The following is a 766-nucleotide window of genomic DNA, read 5'->3' on the forward strand; positions in this document are numbered from 1 at the left end:
GTGTGGGGTGGGGTGACCATTGGGTCAGTCGGTGGCTGCGGTTTCGACGGCGTCCCGGAAGCCTTCCAGGGACTCGGGGTTGAGCACTTCCCCATCGAGGAAGAACGTGGGAGTCCCACCCACCCCCAGAGCCTCACCGTCAGCGACATCGAGCTCGATGCGCTCCTGGGTGGCCGGATCAGCCACCGCGGCGTCGAAGGCGGCCATGTCCAGGCCGAGGTCTTCGGCAAAGCCGCGGAAGACCGCGCTCTGGTCCTCGGCCGACTCCCCCCACTGTTCCTGGGTCTCGAACATACGCTGGTACATCGCCTCGTACTGTCCCTGCTGGGCGGCGGCTTCGACCGCGAGGGCGGCGTTCATGGAGTTGCGGTGGCCCGGCAGCGGGAAGTAGCGGTGGACGAAGGTGACGGTGTCGGCGTACTCGGCCCGCAGCTCCTCGATGACGGGGTAGGCGGCCCGGCACCCTTCGCACTCATAGTCCAGGAACTCCACCAGCACGGCCTGTTCGTCCGGTGCCTGGGAGAGCACCCGGCTGTTCTCCCGCACGACCTGCCCCTGGCCCTGGGGCACCGTTTCGGGGGTGGAGTTGGCACGGGCGATGAGGATCGGGATGGCCACGGCGGCCACGACGGCGACCAGGAGGACCCACACGATGATCTTGGCCTTGGAGGGCTTCTGCTTTGGGGTGGGCGGGCTGGCGGTAGTACTCACAGGGGTGTCCGTTCTGTCTCCGGCAGCAGGGCGTACCGGTGGAGGGGGCCAGGGG

At 68.3% G+C, this 766-nt stretch carries 1 protein-coding gene; it reads right to left on the reverse strand.

Annotated features, from left to right (window positions below; genetic code table 11):
- Positions 1-24: 24 nt before the first annotated feature.
- Positions 25-711 carry a DsbA family protein gene (locus D9R02_RS11830; protein WP_019311267.1) on the reverse strand — a complete coding sequence of 229 codons (687 nt, stop codon included), beginning with the start codon at positions 709-711 and terminating at the stop codon, positions 25-27.
- Positions 712-766 lie beyond the last annotated feature (55 nt).

Origin of the sequence: Kocuria rhizophila (genome assembly GCF_003667225.1) — a bacterium.
In the GTDB taxonomy this organism is placed as follows: domain Bacteria; phylum Actinomycetota; class Actinomycetes; order Actinomycetales; family Micrococcaceae; genus Kocuria; species Kocuria rhizophila.